Annotated in this window: 14 protein-coding genes; 13 read left to right on the top strand and 1 reads right to left on the bottom strand. The window is 48.0% G+C overall.

Annotated features, from left to right (window positions below; translation table 11 throughout):
• Window positions 1-10 precede the first annotated feature (10 nt).
• From P4D80_RS04580 to pcrA, 4 genes are all read left to right on the top strand, one after another.
• Window positions 11-781: an HAD family hydrolase gene (locus P4D80_RS04580; protein ID WP_421657707.1), complete on the top strand. Its 771-nt coding sequence runs from the start codon at window positions 11-13 to the stop codon at window positions 779-781.
• A gap of 235 nt (window positions 782-1,016) precedes the next feature.
• Window positions 1,017-2,276: a methionine adenosyltransferase gene (gene metK / locus P4D80_RS04575; RefSeq protein ID WP_421657706.1), complete on the top strand. Its 1,260-nt coding sequence runs from the start codon at window positions 1,017-1,019 to the stop codon at window positions 2,274-2,276.
• 181 nt (window positions 2,277-2,457) lie between these two features.
• Window positions 2,458-4,194: a PAS domain-containing sensor histidine kinase gene (locus P4D80_RS04570; protein WP_421657705.1), complete on the top strand. Its 1,737-nt coding sequence runs from the start codon at window positions 2,458-2,460 to the stop codon at window positions 4,192-4,194.
• 294 nt (window positions 4,195-4,488) lie between these two features.
• Window positions 4,489-6,846 (top strand): DNA helicase PcrA, encoded by a 2,358-nt coding sequence (gene pcrA / locus P4D80_RS04565; RefSeq protein WP_421657703.1) that lies wholly within the window; start codon window positions 4,489-4,491, stop codon window positions 6,844-6,846.
• Window positions 6,847-7,322: 476 nt separating this feature from the next.
• Here pcrA and P4D80_RS04560 read toward each other — a convergent pair whose 3' ends face one another.
• Window positions 7,323-8,927: a sensor histidine kinase gene (locus tag P4D80_RS04560; protein WP_421657701.1), complete on the bottom strand. Its 1,605-nt coding sequence runs from the start codon at window positions 8,925-8,927 to the stop codon at window positions 7,323-7,325.
• 551 nt (window positions 8,928-9,478) lie between these two features.
• Here P4D80_RS04560 and P4D80_RS04555 point away from each other — a divergent pair.
• The 9 genes from P4D80_RS04555 (at window position 9,479) to P4D80_RS04515 (ending at window position 19,853) form a co-directional block, all read left to right on the top strand.
• Window positions 9,479-9,859: a PadR family transcriptional regulator gene (locus tag P4D80_RS04555; protein ID WP_421657700.1), complete on the top strand. Its 381-nt coding sequence runs from the start codon at window positions 9,479-9,481 to the stop codon at window positions 9,857-9,859.
• Window positions 9,860-10,109: 250 nt separating this feature from the next.
• Window positions 10,110-10,622, top strand: coding sequence for a response regulator (locus P4D80_RS04550; protein ID WP_421657699.1), 513 nt, complete (start codon window positions 10,110-10,112; stop codon window positions 10,620-10,622).
• A gap of 499 nt (window positions 10,623-11,121) precedes the next feature.
• On the top strand, window positions 11,122-12,747 hold the full coding sequence (locus P4D80_RS04545; RefSeq protein WP_421657698.1) for a sensor histidine kinase: 1,626 nt from the start codon (window positions 11,122-11,124) through the stop codon (window positions 12,745-12,747).
• Window positions 12,719-13,387 carry a response regulator transcription factor gene (locus tag P4D80_RS04540; protein WP_421657697.1) on the top strand — a complete coding sequence of 223 codons (669 nt, stop codon included), beginning with the start codon at window positions 12,719-12,721 and terminating at the stop codon, window positions 13,385-13,387. The genes P4D80_RS04545 and P4D80_RS04540 overlap by 29 nt, the downstream gene beginning before the upstream one ends.
• Before the next feature lie 21 nt (window positions 13,388-13,408).
• The gene (locus P4D80_RS04535; RefSeq protein ID WP_421657696.1) at window positions 13,409-13,801 is read left to right on the top strand and encodes a response regulator transcription factor; all 393 of its coding nucleotides are present in this window, start codon (window positions 13,409-13,411) and stop codon (window positions 13,799-13,801) included.
• A complete protein-coding gene (locus P4D80_RS04530; protein ID WP_421657695.1) occupies window positions 13,768-14,898 on the top strand; it encodes a HAMP domain-containing protein in 1,131 nt (376 codons plus the stop codon). Before P4D80_RS04535 ends, P4D80_RS04530 begins: the two co-directional genes overlap by 34 nt.
• A gap of 729 nt (window positions 14,899-15,627) precedes the next feature.
• A complete protein-coding gene (locus P4D80_RS04525; RefSeq protein ID WP_421657693.1) occupies window positions 15,628-17,064 on the top strand; it encodes a UDP-glucose dehydrogenase family protein in 1,437 nt (478 codons plus the stop codon).
• A 53-nt stretch (window positions 17,065-17,117) separates the two neighbouring features.
• Window positions 17,118-18,428 (top strand): glycosyltransferase family protein, encoded by a 1,311-nt coding sequence (locus tag P4D80_RS04520; RefSeq protein ID WP_421657692.1) that lies wholly within the window; start codon window positions 17,118-17,120, stop codon window positions 18,426-18,428.
• 261 nt (window positions 18,429-18,689) lie between these two features.
• Complete coding sequence (locus P4D80_RS04515; RefSeq protein ID WP_421657691.1) at window positions 18,690-19,853, top strand: glycosyltransferase family protein; 1,164 nt, start codon at window positions 18,690-18,692, stop codon at window positions 19,851-19,853.
• The last annotated feature ends 43 nt before the right edge of the window (window positions 19,854-19,896 follow it).

The following is a 19,896-nucleotide window of genomic DNA, read 5'->3' as shown; positions in this document are numbered from 1 at the left end:
AGTTTGAGGCATGACTTTCCTGGTCACGATTCAGTGTGGAACTGTTTGTTTTAAGAATCTACAGGCAGTTCTATTTGATAAGGACGGAACGCTGGCCAATTCCCAGGACTTTTTGTGGAATCTGGGGCAAAAGCGGGCCCGCCTGATTGATGCCCAGATCCCTGGTGTTCAGGAGCCTCTGTTGATGGCCTTTGGGCTGGATGGGCCAGTCCTGAATCCATCTGGAATGATGGCGGTTGGTTCTCGCCTGGAAAACGAAATTGCTGCCGCTGCCTATATTGCAGAAACAGGACGGGATTGGATAGAGGCGAGATCGATCGCGCGATCAGCCTTTCAGGAAGCCGATCGCGTTTTCAGACGTAAAGCCGATCATACCCCCCTGTTTGACGAGGCCATCCAATTGCTACGATCGCTGGCAAAGACCCAGGTGAAAGTTGGGATTCTTTCAGCAGACACCACCGCAAACGTCCAGGACTTCATAGAACGGTACGAACTGGGGGCACTGGTGTCGTTAGGAATGGGAACGGATGCTGGACCGGGGAAACCCGATCCCACTCTGTTTTACCAGGCCTGTGTGGAATTGGGGGTGGAACCAAAGGCGGTGCTTGCGATCGGAGATTCTGCCGCTGATGGTGAGATGGCACGGGCCGCAGGTGCTGCTGGCTGGATTGGGGTCACCTGGGGATGGACACCGCCCATCTCTTTAAGGGGTGCGGATGCTTTAGCTGCTCGTTTTGATGATATTCAAGTTTTTGATGAAGCGGTTCAGGTGGGTGGTTAACCTTGAGAACGAAACGATAAACGCTCTGGCTGGGCTTATTCTCAATTTTCAACTTGTAAAGAATAAGTAAAGATGTTGAATCATGGATTCTGATGACTTATCAGGTTCGGTTAACATTCTTGCAGTTTGCCGGGTAGAATTACGTAAGTTCTTAAGATGCCCATGCCCTACCCTCTAATAGGAGTGTGAGTAGGAGTGGTTGATGTTCCCCTAGCAGTAAGGAGAGGGTATCCAGTTGTCTCGTCGCTATCTTTTTACCTCTGAATCCGTTACCGAAGGACATCCAGATAAAATCTGCGATCAAATCTCAGATACGATTCTGGATGCCCTATTGACCGAAGACCCTGCCAGCCGCGTGGCTGCAGAGGTTGTGGTCAACACAGGTCTAGTTTTGATTACCGGTGAGATTACCACCAAGGCTCAAGTCAACTACATTGACCTGGTCAGGCAGAAAGTTACCGAGATTGGCTACACCGGAGCCGATGGTGGCTTCTGTGCAACAAGCTGTGCGGTGTTGGTGGCTCTAGATGCCCAATCTCCGGATATTGCTCAGGGTGTTAACTCGGCTCACGAAACTCGAGCGCAGACTAGTAGTGAGGAGTTAGACCGGATTGGGGCAGGTGACCAGGGGATTATGTTTGGGTTTGCCTGTAATGAAACCCCAGAGTTGATGCCCCTTCCTATTAGTCTGGCTCACAGGATTTCCCGCAAGCTGGCAGCCGTGCGTAAGACTGGGCAACTCCCTTACCTCCGTCCGGACGGAAAAACTCAGGTGACAGTTTTATACGAGGACAACCGTCCCATTGGGATTGACACCATTTTGGTCTCCACCCAGCATACCCCAACCATTGGTGACATTACCGATGAGGCAGCGGTACAGGCAAAGATCAAAGAAGATCTATGGTCGGTGGTTGTATTGCCGGTCTTTGCTGATATTGACATTAAACCCAACAGCGATACTCGTTTCTTAGTCAACCCTACGGGTAAGTTTGTTGTGGGTGGTCCCCAGGGAGATGCGGGACTGACGGGTCGCAAGATTATTGTCGATACCTATGGCGGGTACTCTCGTCATGGTGGTGGCGCGTTTTCTGGAAAGGATCCCACAAAGGTCGATCGCAGTGCAGCCTATGCCTGCCGCTATGTGGCAAAAAACATTGTGGCGGCTGGATTAGCAGAAAAGTGCGAAGTGCAATTGAGTTATGCGATCGGGGTCGCCCGCCCGGTCAGTATCATGGTAGATACTTTTGGCACTGGCAAAATTCCTGACGAGCGCATCCTTGACCTGATTAACCAACACTTTGAGCTACGTCCTGCCGGGATCATTCAAACCTTCAATTTACGACAGCTTCCGGCAGAGCGGGGTGGTCGCTTTTATCAAGATGTGGCGGCTTATGGTCACTTTGGACGGACTGATCTTGAATTGCCCTGGGAACAGGTCGATAAGGCACCTGTTTTGCGAGAAGCTCTGGCAGAGTTTCTCTCGGTAAAACTCTAGAAAAAACTCTGTGCGCAGTGATGGAGAGGCTACTTTAAGCTGGTGGTCGTCGTCATAACGGTGCACTTATTGTGCATTTATTGATTAAAACCTTCTGGAATAATCAGGCTAACTCTGTTAGGCTCCAGAAGGTTTTTTGGTGTGGGGAAATTGTTCGCTTTCAAGCAAGCCAGATTTGCTTATGTCTAATGAACTACTGCACCAAGAATTATCCGCTTTACGCCAGAGTGAGGAAAAGTTTCGGAGCATTGTTGAAAATGCCAATGATCTGATCTTTTTGCTTTCTCCAGAAGGAATTTTTTCCTACGTCTCGCCAAACTTTACCGATATTTTGGGGTATGACCTGGCTGAAATTGAGGGGAGGTCCTTTGTCCCCTTGATTGACCCTGATGATTTGCCGATTTGCTACCAGGCTTTTGAAACTGCGATCGCAACTGGGCAAAAACAGTCAGGAATTGAGTACCGGGTTCGCCACAAGAATGGTAACTGGCGATGGCACACGCTGAACCTGGCGGTCAAAAAAGATAGCCACGGTGAGGTTGTTTCGATTATTGGGGTGGCAAGGGATATTAGTGGGCGCAAGCAGGTGGAGCAGCAACTTCATCGGCAAGCCCAGTTTTTGCAGAGCATCTGGGATGGGGTAGACTACGGAATTTTTGTCCTGGATGTTCTGGAGGGGGGGACGGAATTTCGCTACGCCAACTACAACTCAGCCATGGCGAGAATCAGCCCCATCCCGTTTAAGTCTCTGTTAGGCAAAACTGTCAGTGAAGCCCCGGGCGAAACCGACATTCCTTTTCGTCGGCGTTATCAGGAGTGTCTTCAAGTTGGGCAAACGGTTTCGTTTGAAGAGTGTTTGCGCCAGGAGGAGGGGGAGAGATGGTGGCACTTAAACGTTACGCCCCTACGCAACAGTGCCGCCCAGATTTATCAGCTGATTGTCACAGTGACAGATATCAGCGAGCGTAAGCAGGCAGAGGAGGCTTTGAGGCGATCGGAAGCGGAACTGAGGCAGCGATCAGTTGAACTGGAAGCGGCCCTGCGTAAGCTCCAAAATACCCAGGCGCAGTTAATTCAAACCGAGAAGATGTCCAGCTTGGGGCAACTCGTCGCCGGAGTTGCCCATGAAATTAATAATCCTGTCAATTTTATCTATGGCAACCTTGCCTACGCCAATGAGTATACGCAAGATTTGATTCGTCTACTTAATCTGTATCAAAAGCATTACCCAGAGCCAGAGCCAGAGATTCAAACTGTTGCGGCGGCTATTGATCTTGATTTTCTGATCGCAGACCTGCCCCGATTGCTTGCTTCTATGAAAATGGGGGCAGATCGGATCCAGAAAATTGTCACTTCTCTGCGTTCTTTTTCTCGCATGGATGAAGCAGAGTTCAAAGCTGTCGATATTCATGAGGGAATTGAGAGCACCCTGCTAATTTTGCAGAGCCGACTGAAGGCAAAACACGATCGCCCCGAAATCCGACTGATCAAAGAGTATGGCAACCTACCACTGGTGGCATGTTACGCCGGAGAAATGAATCAGGTGTTCATGAACATTCTTAGCAATGCCCTGGATGCGATGGAGGACCGGGATAGGCGGCGATCTGTTGAGGAAATGCAGCAAATGCCCAGTACCCTGCATATCTCAACGGAGGTGCTGGACAAAGAGTATGTCGTTATCCGAATTGCTGACAATGGGCCTGGAATGACAGAATCGGTACGGCAGCGGTTGTTTGACCCCTTTTTTACAACCAAACCGGTGGGTAAAGGGACAGGTATGGGCTTATCGATCAGCTACCAGATTGTGACTGAGCGGCACGGAGGTTCTTTGAAGTGCCTTTCAGTTCCTGGTCAGGGAGCGGAATTCGTGATTCAAATTCCCATTCGGCAACGGTTGGCTGAGTCAGAAACCCAATGAGATCCCCGCGATGCTTGACTTCAGATCTCCGACCTCTAATCGTTTTGCCCATAGCGTCGGGGCTTTTATAGAGAAGTCGGGATCTGGATTACCCGATTCTGGCTACAGAATCTGGGCGAGATGCGATATCCTTGTCTAGAAGCGAATTGCTACCTTTATAGCCTTACGCATTCTGGTTAGGACAGGGGCAGTGCTCCCACAGCCCCCACAGCAAGGGTGAAACCCCTGCCCCCCATCACAATCCAAACGCTTACTGCTTAAATCCTGATCTCCTGTGCAGTCGCTCAGCCCTCCATGACTCAAACAATTGACTTTCTCAGCCATCTCAATGCTTCCCAACGGCAAGCGGTTGAACATTACTGTGGTCCTCTGCTGGTGGTTGCCGGGGCAGGCTCTGGTAAAACAAGGGCACTAACCTACCGGATTGCCAATCTGGTGCTAACCCATCGGGTTGATCCAGAGAACATTCTGGCCGTGACGTTTACCAATAAAGCGGCCAGGGAAATGAAGGATCGGATCGAGAAACTGTTTGCCGATCGCGAAGCCCAACGGGAATATGGTAAGCCCCTGGATGCGCTTCCTCCCGATGAGCAAACCCGGCTTAAGTCGCGCATTTACAAAACAATTACTAAAGACCTGTGGATCGGGACATTTCACGCCCTTTGCACTCGCATTCTGCGATTTGATATTGAAAAGTATCAGGACCGCAATGGTCGGCAGTGGACGCGTACCTTTTCCATCTTTGATGAGTCCGATGCTCAGAGCCTGGTAAAAGACATTGTGGTCAACCAGCTCAATTTGGATGACAGGAAGTTTGATCCGCGATCGGTTCGGTTTGCCATTAGCAATGCCAAGAACCAGAGCTGGTCACCCCAGGATCTGGAACGGGAACAGCCCAACTATCGAGGGCGAGTGATTGCGAACGTTTATAGCATGTACCAGGATGCACTGGCCGCCAACAACGCCCTCGATTTTGACGACCTGATTTTGATGCCAGTCAAACTGTTTCGCCAAAACGAACAGGTACGGGCTTACTGGCACAATCGTTTTCGCCACATTCTGGTGGATGAGTATCAGGACACCAACCGCACCCAGTATGACCTGATTCGATTGCTGGTCACCAATCGGGAAGATTCCAGCCGATTTAATGACTGGCATTATCGTTCTGTCTTTGTCGTAGGAGATGCGGATCAATCGATCTACTCATTCCGAGCGGCGGACTTCACGATTCTGATGGATTTCCAGGATGATTTTGGCGATCGCCTGCCGGATGACGATACCCGCACGATGGTAAAACTGGAGGAAAATTACCGCTCCACCCAGAACATTCTGGAAGCTGCGAATCAACTGATTGAGAACAATACCGAGCGAATTGAAAAAATTCTGCGCCCGACCCGTGGTAGCGGTGAATCAATCTTTCTCTATCGGGCCGACGATGAAGTGGACGAGGCAGAGTTTGTGGTTCAAAAGATCCGCGAACTGGAGGCAAAACATCCGGAACTGAGCTGGAGTAAGTTTGCCATTCTCTACCGCACCAACGCCCAATCCCGTTCCTTTGAGGAAATCCTGGTTCACCATAAAGTGCCTTATAAGATAATCGGTGGGTTGCGGTTCTACGATCGCAAAGAAATTAAGGATGTGCTGGCCTATCTGCGGGCGATCGCCAACCCCTATGATACTGTCAGCCTGTTGCGGGTCATCAACACACCCCGGCGCGGCATTGGCAAGACCACGATTGATACTCTAGTCCGGGCTTCCCAGGAGTTAAATCAACCCCTCTGGGAGATTTTGCAGGATGAAACGTCGGTGAAAACCCTGGCGGGGCGCTCTGCTAAGGGCGTACTCAGCTTTGTCCAGATCATCCAGAAAGGGCGAGAGCAACTGGATACCCTACCGGCCAATGAAATCATCCAGGAAGTGCTGGAAGCCTCTGGCTATGTTGCTGACCTGAAGGCACAGGGCACCGATGAGGCCGAGGAGCGGCTGAAGAACGTTGAAGAGCTTTACAATGCTGTCAACCAGTTCCAGGAGGACAACGAAGAAGACCCCAGCCTGATTGCATTTCTGGCCAATGCTTCTCTGGCTTCCGATCTGGACAATCTGGATGAGGGCGAAAACAAAGTCTCTCTGATGACGCTACACTCTTCTAAAGGGCTGGAGTTTCCGGTCGTGTTTCTCGTTGGGTTAGAGCAAGGTTTGTTTCCTAATCACCGTTCAATCGATAATCCGGCAGCTCTGGAGGAAGAACGCCGCCTCTGCTACGTCGGTATTACCCGCGCCCAGGAACGGCTGTTTATTTCCTATGCCCGTGCTCGGCGGCTGTATGGCAACCGGGAGTTTGCAGAGCCATCTCTGTTTTTAAGCGAGTTACCGAAGGAAGAGATGGAGTCAAATAGCGCCTCTGCCTTTCCAAGCCGGTTTACGAAAACCATTGCCCAATCTCGCGAACAACGGGAGGAGGATGCGCAACTGCCCAATACCCATGAGGATGACTGGAGCGTGGGCGATCGCGTCATCCACAGGGCCTATGGCGAAGGCCAGGTGACACACATCTTTGGTGCAGGCAACAAAATCTGCCTGGCAGTCAAGTTTCCGGGAATGGGACAAAAAATTGTCGATCCCAAAATTACATCTGTCCAGCGGCTTGATTAAGCGCAGTTCAGGAGCAGGGCGCGGGGAAGTGGTGGATGGATGATTTAGCGTACTGGCATCGGCAACGGTCATTAAATCGATTAATTGTCCCGATACAGCAAGACAACCGGGATGGACATCTGCAAACTGCTTAGACGCATCGATCATGCAATCAATATAGGTATACCAGTGGTCATTATGGTTAGGACGGGGTGCAGGGGTGGAACTCCTGGCTGGGAGCGAAGCCCCCACTCCCTCTCTAATTCCAATGTCCTAACGCACCCGCGTAGAGCTATAGCAATCTATAGGTAGCAACCTCAGCATGCTGAATCTGGATATGAAATAGATGATGTATGCTCGAAACTTCGTTTCGATTCATGCTCCTTTTCAGCAACGCCGCAATCTCCACATCCGCCAATTTCCTATGGAGTTGCACAAACATGCGATATTCCTTTCATAATGTTGTATACAGTTTATTGTGGCTACTTATACACCGTTCACTGTCGCTTTAATGGCAGCACGATCGCAAATGTTGCCCCTTCCCCTAGTTGGCTCCGCAAAGTCACAGTTCCACCATGGGCAGTAGCGATCGCTTTTACAATTGCCAACCCCAATCCAGCGCCTTCCGAGCGGCGACGTTGATGGGTTAGTCTGGCAAATCGTTCAAAAATCCGCTTTTGATCGGCTGGTGGAATGCCTGTGCCTGTATCGCACACCCAAAAATGAACCTTGCCTTTCGCGATCGCCGATCCAAGCGTGATAGAGTCTGTTGGCTGAGTATGCTGAGTTGCATTTTGCACCAGATTCATGATTGCTTGAGTCAGTCGTTGGCGATCAGCCCTGATTTGTCCTTGAGCAACCTCTTCCAAGTACCAGTTACGCGGGGCAAGAGTTTTTACTTTAGCAAATAAATCTTGCATGAAGGGAGCTAGCTCAACAGTTTCAAGTTGCAAAAAATCTGGACGCTCTGATTTTGCCAGCACAATCAAATCATCCACAATACGGCTCATTCGGTCTAACTCATCGGTCACCAATGCCAGTGTTTCCCGTTGTTCTGTAGACAAGACTTCCATCACTTCTAAATTTCCCCGAATGATGGTAATTGGAGTCCGCAGTTCATGCCCGGCATCGTTAACAAACTCTCGCTGGGTAATAAATGCTGTCTCAACCCGATTCATCATCTCATTAAACTGAGCGGCTAACCGAGCCAGTTCATCCTTTCCCTGGACTGAAATCCGCCGGGTCAAATCTGATTCATTGATCGCTTCAACCGTTGTCGCTAAGGTTTGTAACGGTTGCAAGACTCGTCCCGATGCCAGCCAGGCTAATAACAATGCCAGTATCAGCGCGCCGCCTGCAACTTGCGCCGCGATCCAAGTTGCCTCTAACCCCTCTGCCCACTCACCAGCTGTCGTATGAACAATCACAAACACACCCAACAGTTGATTTTGATGCTCGACAGGTTGAACTAAGTAGAGAATATTACCAATATCAGGGTCGGCACTGGAGATTTCTCCTTGATCTGCCCAGGTTTGTTGTGCCCAGCGTTGCATTAATGAGGAATTTGTGCCTAATTCGGTGGGCCGCCCACTGGGGCTGGATCTATAGAATTGCCCATCGACAAATGCAATTAAATAAACCTCATCCTCAGGGACACGATGAGCCATATATGCATTAAAAAATTGTTTCAGTTCTGCTCCTGTACTAGGTGATTTAATGCTCGGCTTCTGACGACCATCCCAATGAATCGCCGACAAAATACCTGAATTTTTAGAGCGCCTTGCCTCGCTACCACCCTGATGGACATTATCATCATCAACAAAATCAGAACTATTTGCCAGCAAACGGCGAAAGTCTTCCATTTCCTCTGCCATATCCTGCCGAACACGGGCATCAATCTTGGCAAACAACAAATAACGAAAGATAGGAATAGATAGCCCAAATGTAAAAATCAAAATCAGAACATACCATGTCAGAATGCGAGTGCGAGTTTCTCCCCAAAAGGTATGCCAGTAAGCCCTTACTTGCCGACGCAGGGAGGCTGGCAAGGAAGAAATCAGGGTCGAAGATAAAGAAATTGGGCGATCGCTGGGACTGCTCACTGAAACTTCTCTCTTATCTTTCTTATCTTACAGTTCAAGCATCGCTTAGATTACCGCAGTCAACTCAATTCTATAGTGTTCACAAACTATTTGTGAACAAGGGGGGATTCCACCCCTGCACCCTGTCCTGAGTCTGGTGGCTATCGCTATAAATGACTTCTAAGGCAATGCAGCCACAAGCAGCCATGATGAGAATTTTTTCATGCAACTTTCATCTATGTTTCATTCTGAGAAACCAGAATTATTGGAATCGATGTTCCATACTTTTCATCTTTTGGGAGACTGCAATTAATATAGGTGATTGGTTATGGTAGGTGATTGGTTATGGACAACTGGTATTAAGTAGCTAGATTTGATTATTTGTAGGATGGGTTGGCGTAGTGTACCCCACGCAAATCCTGAGTTTAATACTTCAACCCAACTTAATTTGTAATTTAATTATTGTCCACTTACTTATTGTATTGTCCACTTACTTAGAAAACCTAAGCCTTTACTACAATTAGTTTCTTAAATTAATAATTTGTGTAGGCGAATTTGTGTAGGCGAACGCAATGACGATTCAAGACATTTTTAACTTTTTTGCAGGTCCTCCAATTTTATTTCTTAACCATGAGCTAGCTGTTTGCTACGTAGCTGCAACATTACTTCAGGAAGACTCCTACGGCACTGAGATGATTCAACGCCTGGAAACAGAATACCCAGGCTATCGAGTTTCGGATACAGTTCTCTATGACAGCCTTAAGTTCTTGATAGCAGAGGAAGCCATCACCAGTTACTTGAAGAAAGTTTCCGGTCGGGGGAGACCCCGGCGGATGTATCAGATTAAGCCTGAAGCAAAGGAAAAGTTACAGGATCTGGCACGCTTTTGGCATGAATACAATCGAAGATCTGTTTGCACAGATTTAGACCTTGCTACTCAACCGATGTACTAGTGTTGCAATAGTGTTGCAAACACTCAATGTGCGACATGGGGAAGTAGGGGCTCTCCCCCTCAAGACTTTTGTTTTGATCTACTATTAACCCGGCAATCATTGATCCTGCATTTTGTGGGCTGGAAGCCTTGAAAAACCTGAATTTGCTTTCGTGACTTGCATTGCCGGATTAATAGATAAAGAAGTTCCGTTCTTGCGGTGGTAATAGTTCTGTTGCTACTCCTGAAACCTTTGCATACACGGTGCGTGAATGGATAAATTGAATGAACCATCTTCTAAGTTGGATTCGGCTACTGCCAGTCCAGGTGAAATATTGCCTGTAGATGATAACCCAGACAACTTGTGCCTGCTTCCGGCCCTATTGCGGCGACAAGGATACCACATTCGTTGTGCGACAGGGGGAGGAATGGTACTGCGCTCAATTCAGTCTGCTTCCCCTGACCTGATTCTGCTGGACATTATGATGCCAGAGATGGATGGCTATGAAGTTTGCCGACAGTTGAAAGCTAATCCACAGTTGAAAGCTAATCCTCTTACAGCTGCAATTCCAGTGATTTTTCTGAGCGCAGCGGATGACCCTTCTTATAAAAGGCTAGCACTGGCTGTAGGGGGAGTGGATTATGTAACAAAGCCCTATCGAATTCAGGAAATTGTGAGTAAGGTTCAGGCGGTGTTGAACCAACCAGCACTAGGTAGTGAAATATCTGTGAAATATCTAAAGTTAAACCATCTAAAATTGATAGTCCCATTCCTTAAAGGCTAAAGAAAAATAGTTGTTTTCAGAAGATTTGGTATAGCTCTACGCGGGTGCGTTAGGACATTGGAATTAGAGAGGGAGTAGGGGCTTTGCCCCCAGCTAGGGGTTCTACCCCTGCACCCCGTCCTAACCATAATAACTACCGCTATAGATAAAACTTTTAGAACTTAGCCTTTTTTCCCTGAACTTTACGTAAGGGTACTACCCTAAAATTAATAGGCCTAAAATTAATAGGTGTATTTCCTAATGTAGTTAGAGTAAACGCCAGTACAACCCACGTTTATACATCCAGCTAAACTCTAAAGCAACTGATACCAATGTTTTATAAAGCTGTACATTATCAATTCCCGGCTGTCGCCGTCCCCCTTACCAAGGGGGACTACAGAGGGTTCTGATTCTACGCATCCTTATATTGAATTGGTATGAGCTAAAAGCAGTGGTTTGATGAAGAACTGATCTGAATAGGGGATTGATCGCTGCATCAATCGTTGAAGAGGGGTGAACCATGAAAGAACTTAAGGCCAAACGCTCTTACTCCGGCACTTCTGCTACATCCTCCCTTCCGCCAACCCATCTACCAGGGACTTCCCTCAAGCCTTACTGGCAGCATCTTTTTGGAGAAGCTCGCACTCGCATTTTGCTTTGGTATGTCTTAATTTTTGCGCTGGTCTTTTTAGCTGGAATTCCTGCCTTCCGGTATTGGTTGTTCCAACGGGTGGATGAGCGGGTTCGCCAGGGTATGGCAGAAGAAATGGAAACCTTCTACAGCCTGATCAACCGTGATTACAAGTTTTTGCAAAGCTTAGATGATTCTGATTCAGAAAATCTGGAGCGCCTCAAAGAAAATTTGAAGACTACCCATGCTGACATTATTCCTCCCAACTCCAAAGAGGATTTGACCGAATTTTTTAGACAATATCTCCTCTACCGTATCCCAAAGGACGATACTTTCTTAATCACGTTTGTTGATGGCAAGTTTTATAAATCCAGCCCCAGGGCCCGCCCTGAAGCACTTAGCAAAGATGGAGACTTAGTCCAGCAGTGGAAAGACCAAACCCGACCTTCTCAGGGCGAGGTAGAAGTTTCAGATCCCAGTGTGAGCAAAATTCTGTACATGGTAGAGCCAGTTCAGATTAATGGGCAAACACGAGGTGTGTTTGTGGTGGCTCATGCCACAGCGGGGGAGCGGGCAGAAATTCTGGAAGCATTGCTGGTGGTGGTGCAGGTGTTTGTTGTTTTATTCTTGATTGCACTGTTGCTTACCTGGTTTGCCGCTGGACGGGTGCTGGCTCCGCTCAGAACCATTACATCCACAGCGCAAACTATCAGTGAAACCGATTTATCCCGACGGTTGCCTGTTCGAGGTCGGGGAGAATTGGCAGAACTGGCAGCTACCTTTAATGGCATGATGAATCGTCTGGAGATTGCCTTTGACACTCAGCGAGAATTTATCAATGATGCGGGACACGAGCTGCGAACCCCAATCACGATTATTCGAGGACATTTAGAACTGATGGGCAATGACCCAGCTGAACAACAGGAAACGCTGGCACTGGTGGTGAGTGAACTAGAGCGGATGAGCCGCTTGGTAGATGACATGATTTTGCTAGCCAAGGCAGAACGGGCTGATTTTTTACATCTGGAAACAGTGGATGTAGCGGAGTTGACTCAGGAACTTTTTACCAAGGCAAAGGCTCTGGAAGATCGTGACTGGCAGTTAGACAACAGTGCACGGGGACGGATTGTAGTTGATCGGGAGCGGATAACAGAGGCAATCATGAATCTGGCACAAAATGCCACCCAACATACTCAACCGGAGGATACAATTGCAATCGGATCTGCAATCGCCAAAGGCAAGGTGCGCTTTTGGGTGCGGGATACAGGTGAGGGAATTCCACTACCTGATCAGAAGCGCATTTTTGAGCGGTTTGCCCGCGCTGCTAACAGTCGGCGGCGTTCAGAAGGAGCCGGACTGGGATTATCCATTGTAAAGGCGATCGCGGAAGCCCATAGCGGACAGGTGTTACTCCGCAGCAAGCTCGGCTCTGGCTCCATGTTCACCATTGTTTTACCCCTTGATCCCCCTCAGGAGATGGTTGCCCATGTCGCATATCCTCATCGCCGAAGATGAATCTCGCATCGCTGCCTTCATTGAGAAGGGGTTACGTTCGAATGGATTTGTGACCACAATCGCAGGCACAGGGCGGGAAGCCTTAAATCTGGCTCAAGATAGCGTATTTGACTTATTGATCCTGGATTTGGGGCTACCTGGGAAAGACGGCCTAGAAGTCCTGGAAGAATTGCGGGGACAGGGGCAAACCCTCCCAATCATTATTCTCACGGCTCGTGATGATATCCATGATAAAGTAGCCGGGTTAGAGGGGGGAGCCGATGATTATGTCACCAAGCCCTTCCGGTTTGAAGAATTGTTGGCACGAGTCCGAGCCCGTTTGCGGCAAGTATCATCCAGCCAAACCATTACCCAGGACGTTCTCAAAAGTGGTGCAATTACTCTAAATCTGCGAACCCGGCAAGTCACTCTGAATGGTGCCGTAGTTGATCTGTCAGCGCGGGAATTCACAATGGCTGAAACTTTCCTTCGCCATCCTGGTCAGGTGCTTAGCCGCGAACAGCTTCTAGATCGAGTTTGGGGGTATGATTATGATCCAGGCTCTAATATTGTAGACGTATATGTGGGCTATCTCCGCAAAAAGCTTGGTAACGCCTTAATTGAAACAGTACGCGGTTTTGGTTATCGTTTGCGCACATAAAAATACATAAAAATATGATACATGTCTCAGATTTTAATTGTTGAAGATGAGGAACGTCTTGCTGCCTTTATTGATAAAGGGCTAAGAAAGCATGGATACAGTACAACGATCGCTGGAGATGGAGAACAGGCGTTGCGAATTGCCCAGGAGGATTCCTTTGATCTGATGTTGCTAGATCTGGGGCTACCAGTTGTGGATGGATGGATGGTGTTGAAAGAACTTCGTCAGCAGGGCGAGAAGCGACCGATTATTGTGGTGACGGCGCGTAAAGATGAACAGGAAAAAGCCTTTGCTTTTGGAAACGGTGCAACGGATTTTGTGACAAAACCCTTTCGTTTCAGTGATTTGCTCGAATGCATTCAAACCCACCTGATGACTCAATGTCCCGACGATTGCGCAACCTCGACCGATTGACCGAAGACCCAATGGAGCAAATCTTTTCGGCTGCTCCCAATCCTCAACCATCTGGTGGACTGAGCCGCTGGCTAGGGCATTTAAGGGTGGGTCAGAAGATTACTTTAGGATATATTTTGGTGCTGGGTATCGCTGTGTTGGGAACTGCCGTCGGATTTGTTATTGCCGATGCGTATCAAAAGGAGGCTCAGGAGAAAGAAGAGGATGCGATCGAGGAACTTTATCAGGTTTATCGCCTAAAGAGTGCAGTTTTTCGAGTTCGCACGAAACAGCACAAGCTGATTCTATACATGGAACAACCTGTGCTGTGGCGAGAGAAATATCCCAAGTTACTGGACCATGTTGATGAAGCACGACAGGCCTGGGCAGAATTCCGAATAACCTTTAACAATCCCGATCGCAGATTGAAGGATACCCCGCAAGAAAGGGCGGCATTTGAGCAATTGATGCGAACAAAAAATGCCTTTGATAATTACCTGAAACAATCCGAAGTTCTGTTTAAAGACAGTAACCCCCAGAACCTGAGTCCAGCAGAAATTAATGTGGTTCAGGCGAGATTGTTCAATTTCATGCATAATTCTCAGGTGTTCACGCTAGATGGTTTTTTGAATGATATTGCCCATCTTGTGCAGGTGACTGCGGCAGAATATAATCAGGCAAAAATGGATTTGATACGGGCAGAAAAAATACGCGCACAGATTATTATTGCGAGTTTAGTGGTGTCAGTTGCGATTGCCATGGTGTTAGCCATCTATACTAACCGGACGATCGCTAGTCCAATTCAAGCTGTAACGCAAGTTGCTCAACAGGTGACTGAAGAATCTAATTTTGACCTGCAAGCTCCGGTTACCACTCAGGATGAAATTGGGATTTTGGCTGCCTCTCTCAATCGGCTGATTCAAGAAGTACAACAACTACTCAAAACTCAACGAGATACTAACGAACAACTGGAAGTATACAGTCAGATATTGGAAAGAAAAGTTAGAGAACGGACTCAAGAACTGAAAGAAAAAAATCAATCTTTGCAAAAAGCACTGGAAGATTTGCATCGTACTCAAGCACAACTTGTACAAAATCAATCCAATTCAGAAGTCTAAAAATCTCTGATCTTTTTGTAAGTAGCTAGGCGCAATTAAATTAAGGATAACTTCGGGGATAGAGAGGGTGAAAACTCCCTACCTGGTGTCTAGCTTTCGCTCCTCCTTTTACAATTAAAGATAGCTACCTCTTAGGGCTTGTTAAAAAATAGCTGTACTCCCCGGGTTGCGAAACTGGAGTCTCGCAATCCTACTCATGAAGCTCCGGTTTCCTAAAACAGACAAAAAAGCTGGAACTTCTGGGACAGCGTGACGAAGTTCCAACTTCGCCACGAGAAAGTATGAATGAAATTCATATGAAACCTGGATGAGAACGTTCTCATAAAGCTTAAAATCAGGAACTTCTTTGGAACGGGCTACGATTTAGCAATGATGCTCCTCATCATTGCTTTTCTATTGAAAACATTTGAAGCAAACGATACTGTTTATACTCCTATAACAATTTTCCAATTCAGTTTTTATCGTGTTTCTAACCAGTTTATGAGAATTTTCTCACACAATTTTCATGAAATTTTTGCGAGAAATTGCGAACCTGTGAAGTATAGAGGCAGTGAACGTTTAAGGATTGAGTGCATTGCATTGAGTGCATTGCAAATACACGATAGCTATTGTAGTTAGGACGGGGGCAGGGAGGAAATCCCTGACTGTGGTGGACAACTATACCCCTATTAAATCTAATGTCCTAACGCGTTTGTGTAGGCTATACAGCAATTTTTGGAGAAGTGCCTTATGCGCGTAACAGTGATTGGAACCGGATATGTTGGCCTGGTAACAGGTGCATGTCTGGCAAGGATTGGTCATCAGGTTATGTGTGTAGATAATAATGCTGAAAAAGTGGCCTTGATGCAGTCAGGGCGATCGCCCATTTTTGAACCGGGTCTGGCTGAAATCATGCAGGCTACCATGCGAACTGGCCACTTGGAGTTTACGACAAATTTGCGCATGGGTGTAACGCACGGCGAAATTTTATTTATTGCAGTGGGCACACCTGCACTGCCGACTGGGGAAAGTGACACCCGTTATGTAGAGGTAGTAGCGCGAGGAATTGGCACCCATTTGAATGGTGGATATAAGGTGATTGTGAATAAGTCTACAGTGCCGATCGGCTCTGGCGACTGGGTGCGACGGATTGTGATGGATGGCGTAGCAGAGCGCTGTCAGGATATTACCGGATTTGATGTGGTCAGTAATCCTGAGTTTTTGCGAGAAGGGTCAGCCGTGTTTGATACTTTTAACCCGGATCGGATTGTGCTGGGGGGGCATAGCGATCGCGCCATTGCCCTGATGCAACAGCTTTATCGGCCAATTGTAGAACGCAAATTTGCCAATGATCCCTCCCTGCCTCCTGTTCCAGTCATCGTGACGGATCTGACGTCCGCAGAAATGATTAAATATGCAGCGAATGCTTTTTTGGCAACCAAGATCAGTTTTATCAATGAGATTGCAAATATTTGCGATCGGGTTGGTGCTGATGTAACTCAGGTTGCCACTGGAATAGGGCTGGATTCTCGAATCGGCAGTAAGTTTTTGCAGGCTGGTATCGGCTGGGGGGGGTCTTGCTTCCCCAAGGATGTATCTGCCCTGATCCACACGGCACAGGACTATGGCTACGAAACTCAATTGCTGAAGGCGACTGTGAATATCAACCGGAGTCAACGGCTGATCATTATTGAAAAGCTTCAGCAAATACTCAAAATCTTAAAAGGCAAAACAATTGGGTTACTGGGCTTAACCTTTAAACCAGACACTGATGATTTACGGGATGCCCCTGCTCTGGACTTAATCGAAGCACTGACACGGCTCGGTGCAAAGGTGAAAGCCTACGATCCGATTATCACCTCGAATGCGGCCCATCCCACCCTGGCAAGCATTAGCCTGAGTGACAGCCCGGACTCCCTCGCAAGTGGATGCGATGCGATCGTCTTAGTAACTGACTGGCAACTGTTCTGCACACTAGACTATGCAACACTGGCTCAGCAGATGCACTCGCCAATCATAGTAGACGGTCGTAACCTCCTGGACCCTGATGTGTTGACAGAAGCAGGCTTTTACTACGTTGGCATTGGTCGTCCGCCATCAACCAGTGCAACTCTTTCCCACTGTTTAGCCTTGTCTACTCAGACACCTCCTCTTCCTGTGTCACAGCCTGTTTTAGCTCGTGCCTGATCAAGTCTGAACGCTTACTTTGTGTGTTCATTTCGCTTATTAAGGATAATTGCATGATGAGGCTGATGGTTTACTCCCATGATGGGTTCGGTCTCGGCAATATTCGTAGAATGCTGGCAATTTGCACGCATCTCCTACGTTCAATCCCTGACCTGTCAATTTTGATTGTGTCTGGCTCACCCATGCTACAAAGCTTTCGCCTACCCAGGGGCTTAGACTACATCAAGTTGCCCTGCCTGAACCGGGGTGCTTCCGGTGAACTGTCTGCTAAATATCTGGGAACAACTACCGACGAAACCGTGACATTGCGATCGCAACTCATCCTATCCGCGATCGCCAACTTTAAACCCAATGTGTTTCTGGTAGACAAAAAGCCCTACGGAATGCGAAACGAGTTGCAAACCTCACTGGACTATCTTCAGGCAAAGTTGCCAGAAACTGAACTGGTACTTCTTTTGCGAGACATTCTGGATCATCCTGATGTAACAATTGCAGATTGGCAGAAGCAGGGCTACTACGAGGCAATTCAGCGGTTTTATGACCGCATTCTGGTGGTAGGCAGTGCAGAGATCTTTGATGTCTGCCAGGAATACCAGTTTCCGCCAGCCGTGGCTGAGAAGGTGCAGTTCTGCGGTTACATCCGCAAAGAACCGGGCGAAAAAAATCCAGCTCTGATCCGGCAGGAATTACAGCTTCAACCCGAAGAATCATTGGTTTTGGTGACTCCGGGCGGTGGCGAAGATGGCTATCATTTGATTAATACCTACCTGTTGGGCCTATCCTGCTTACCGTCTGCCCCCCAGTTTCGTAGTCTGATTATTTGTGGTCCTGAGATGCCCCTGGAGCAGCAGAAGACACTCGCTGAAAAAGCATCCCGCTATCCCCAAGTGCAGATGGGTGAGTTTACCGATGATCTGATCAGCTACATGGCAGCGGCTGATGCGGTAGTGTCGATGAGTGGCTACAACACGGTTTGTGAAATCCTTTCATTAGGCAAACAAGCGATTGTCGTCCCTCGCATCAAGCCATCCCAGGAACAATGGCTGCGGGCAGAACGTCTGGCGGCGAGAGGGCTATTGGAGGCAATTCACCCGGACCACCTGACCCCAGAGGGGCTGATGCGATTGCTTCTGCATCTGCTTGATGCACCCAGGCAGGCAGTTCGCCTCCCCGCCATTGATTTATTCGCCCTACCCAGGATTGCTCAAACCCTACGCACCGTGCTGGTAAAGCAAGGATGCCTGTCGGTTCAAAGTCTAATTCAAAACCCACGGTCAGCTCTGAAAACCCTACCGAAGTTGGGCGATCGCAATCCCCCAATTAATCGCCGTCCGTTGTTTTCTGCCAGATTGCCATCTTTTTAAGCAAGGTTCGCCAATTCGATTGAGTTTGCAAAAGAAGTTGGAGTTCTTACATCAAGTACACAAATTCTATGGCAGTAAGCGTTTGGATTGTGATGGGGGGCAGGAAGGAAAACCCCTTGTAGTGGGGATAGTGTCCCCCCCTTCCCTGACCAGAATGCGTAAAGCAGTGTTCGCACATTCGAACCCTCATCGCCTTCACAGCAGATTATCTGCAATCCAATTTTGTGGAACTGGTATTAATGAGTTAAGAAGGAATTTGCCATGAAACGGCTCATGTTTTACTGCCAGCACATCTTAGGGATGGGGCATCTGGTACGCAGCATAGAAATTGTGCGCGGGTTAGTGAATGACTTTCAGGTGTGTTTCATTAATGGTGGCGAGATTATTCAGGGTTTTGAAGTGCCTGCGGGGGTTGAGATGGTCAATTTACCTGCGATCAAAACTGATTCTGAATTTCAATCGTTGCAAGTGGTGGATGATTCTTTGACCCTTGATGAAGTTCAGGAGATGCGTAAAACCCTGTTATTGAGTGTTTGCGATCGCTTTCAGCCCAATGTCCTCATGATTGAACTGTTTCCATTTGGGCGCGGTAAGTTCTCCTTTGAACTCATTCCATTGTTGGAAATGGCGCGATCGCTCAACCCACCTACAAAAGTCGTTTGTAGCCTGCGCGATATTGTCGTGACCAAACGGGATCAAATTAAGTATGAACAAAAAGTTTGCAAGCTGATGAATCAGTACTTTGATCTACTGTTGGTGCATGGTGATCCACAATTTCAACCGCTGGAGGCCACTTTTTCTCGGATTCACGATCTGCACTGTCCGGTTCACTACACGGGATACGTAGTGCAGCCTTTACCACAAACTACCGATGACGTTACCAGCGATCGCCCATTAATTTTGGTCAGCGTCGGAGGGGGCAGATTTGGGCATGAGCTGCTGGATTGTGTCACAAAAACAGCGCCTTTACTCGCTCAACGATTGCCGCACACCATTCAAATGTTTACTGGTCCCTTTATGCCCGATGACAAATTTGAGGCATTGCAAGCTGCTGCAAAAGACAGCCCCAATTTGCGCATTGACCGCTTCACTCCTAACTTACTCGCCTACATGCGGCAGGCAGATTTATCCATCAGCATGTCTGGCTACAACACCACAATGAATATTCTCACCACGGGCGTGAGAGCGATGCTGTTGCCATTTACAGGCAACGATGACCAGGAACAAACCATCCGAGCTACCAGGCTGGAACAGTTGGGGATTGTAGAAATGATTCGCCCGCAAGAGTTGCAGCCCGATCGCTTTGCTGAAAAGGTGATCAACAGTCTGCAAAAGCAACCTGGCTCGATTCAGTTTGACTTTAACGGCGTTGCAAAAACAGCCAACCTGTTAAGCGCTCTGGTCACTGAACAAAAGGTAGCCTAGTTCAATCTCCGACTTTCTTAAAGAAATCAGACTAAAACCTGAA

It is taken from the genome of Leptothermofonsia sp. ETS-13 (assembly GCF_049200465.1).
GTDB lineage: Bacteria > Cyanobacteriota > Cyanobacteriia > Leptolyngbyales > Leptolyngbyaceae > Leptothermofonsia.
The sequence above is the reverse complement of the archived record's forward strand: the minus strand, read 5'-3'. Positions and strand labels throughout refer to the sequence as shown.

Bases quoted from the DNA above. Each gene is read 5' to 3' on its own strand.
- P4D80_RS04580 (WP_421657707.1), top strand. From the start codon at position 11: ATGACTTTCCTGGTCACGATTCAGTGTGGAACTGTTTGTTTTAAGAAT.
- P4D80_RS04570 (WP_421657705.1), top strand. From the start codon at position 2,458: ATGTCTAATGAACTACTGCACCAAGAATTATCCGCTTTACGCCAGAGT.
- pcrA (WP_421657703.1), top strand. From the start codon at position 4,489: ATGACTCAAACAATTGACTTTCTCAGCCATCTCAATGCTTCCCAACGG.
- P4D80_RS04555 (WP_421657700.1), top strand. From the start codon at position 9,479: ATGACGATTCAAGACATTTTTAACTTTTTTGCAGGTCCTCCAATTTTA.
- P4D80_RS04550 (WP_421657699.1), top strand. From the start codon at position 10,110: ATGGATAAATTGAATGAACCATCTTCTAAGTTGGATTCGGCTACTGCC.
- P4D80_RS04545 (WP_421657698.1), top strand. From the start codon at position 11,122: ATGAAAGAACTTAAGGCCAAACGCTCTTACTCCGGCACTTCTGCTACA.
- P4D80_RS04540 (WP_421657697.1), top strand. From the start codon at position 12,719: ATGTCGCATATCCTCATCGCCGAAGATGAATCTCGCATCGCTGCCTTC.
- P4D80_RS04535 (WP_421657696.1), top strand. From the start codon at position 13,409: ATGTCTCAGATTTTAATTGTTGAAGATGAGGAACGTCTTGCTGCCTTT.
- P4D80_RS04530 (WP_421657695.1), top strand. From the start codon at position 13,768: ATGTCCCGACGATTGCGCAACCTCGACCGATTGACCGAAGACCCAATG.
- P4D80_RS04525 (WP_421657693.1), top strand. From the start codon at position 15,628: ATGCGCGTAACAGTGATTGGAACCGGATATGTTGGCCTGGTAACAGGT.
- P4D80_RS04520 (WP_421657692.1), top strand. From the start codon at position 17,118: ATGATGAGGCTGATGGTTTACTCCCATGATGGGTTCGGTCTCGGCAAT.
- P4D80_RS04515 (WP_421657691.1), top strand. From the start codon at position 18,690: ATGAAACGGCTCATGTTTTACTGCCAGCACATCTTAGGGATGGGGCAT.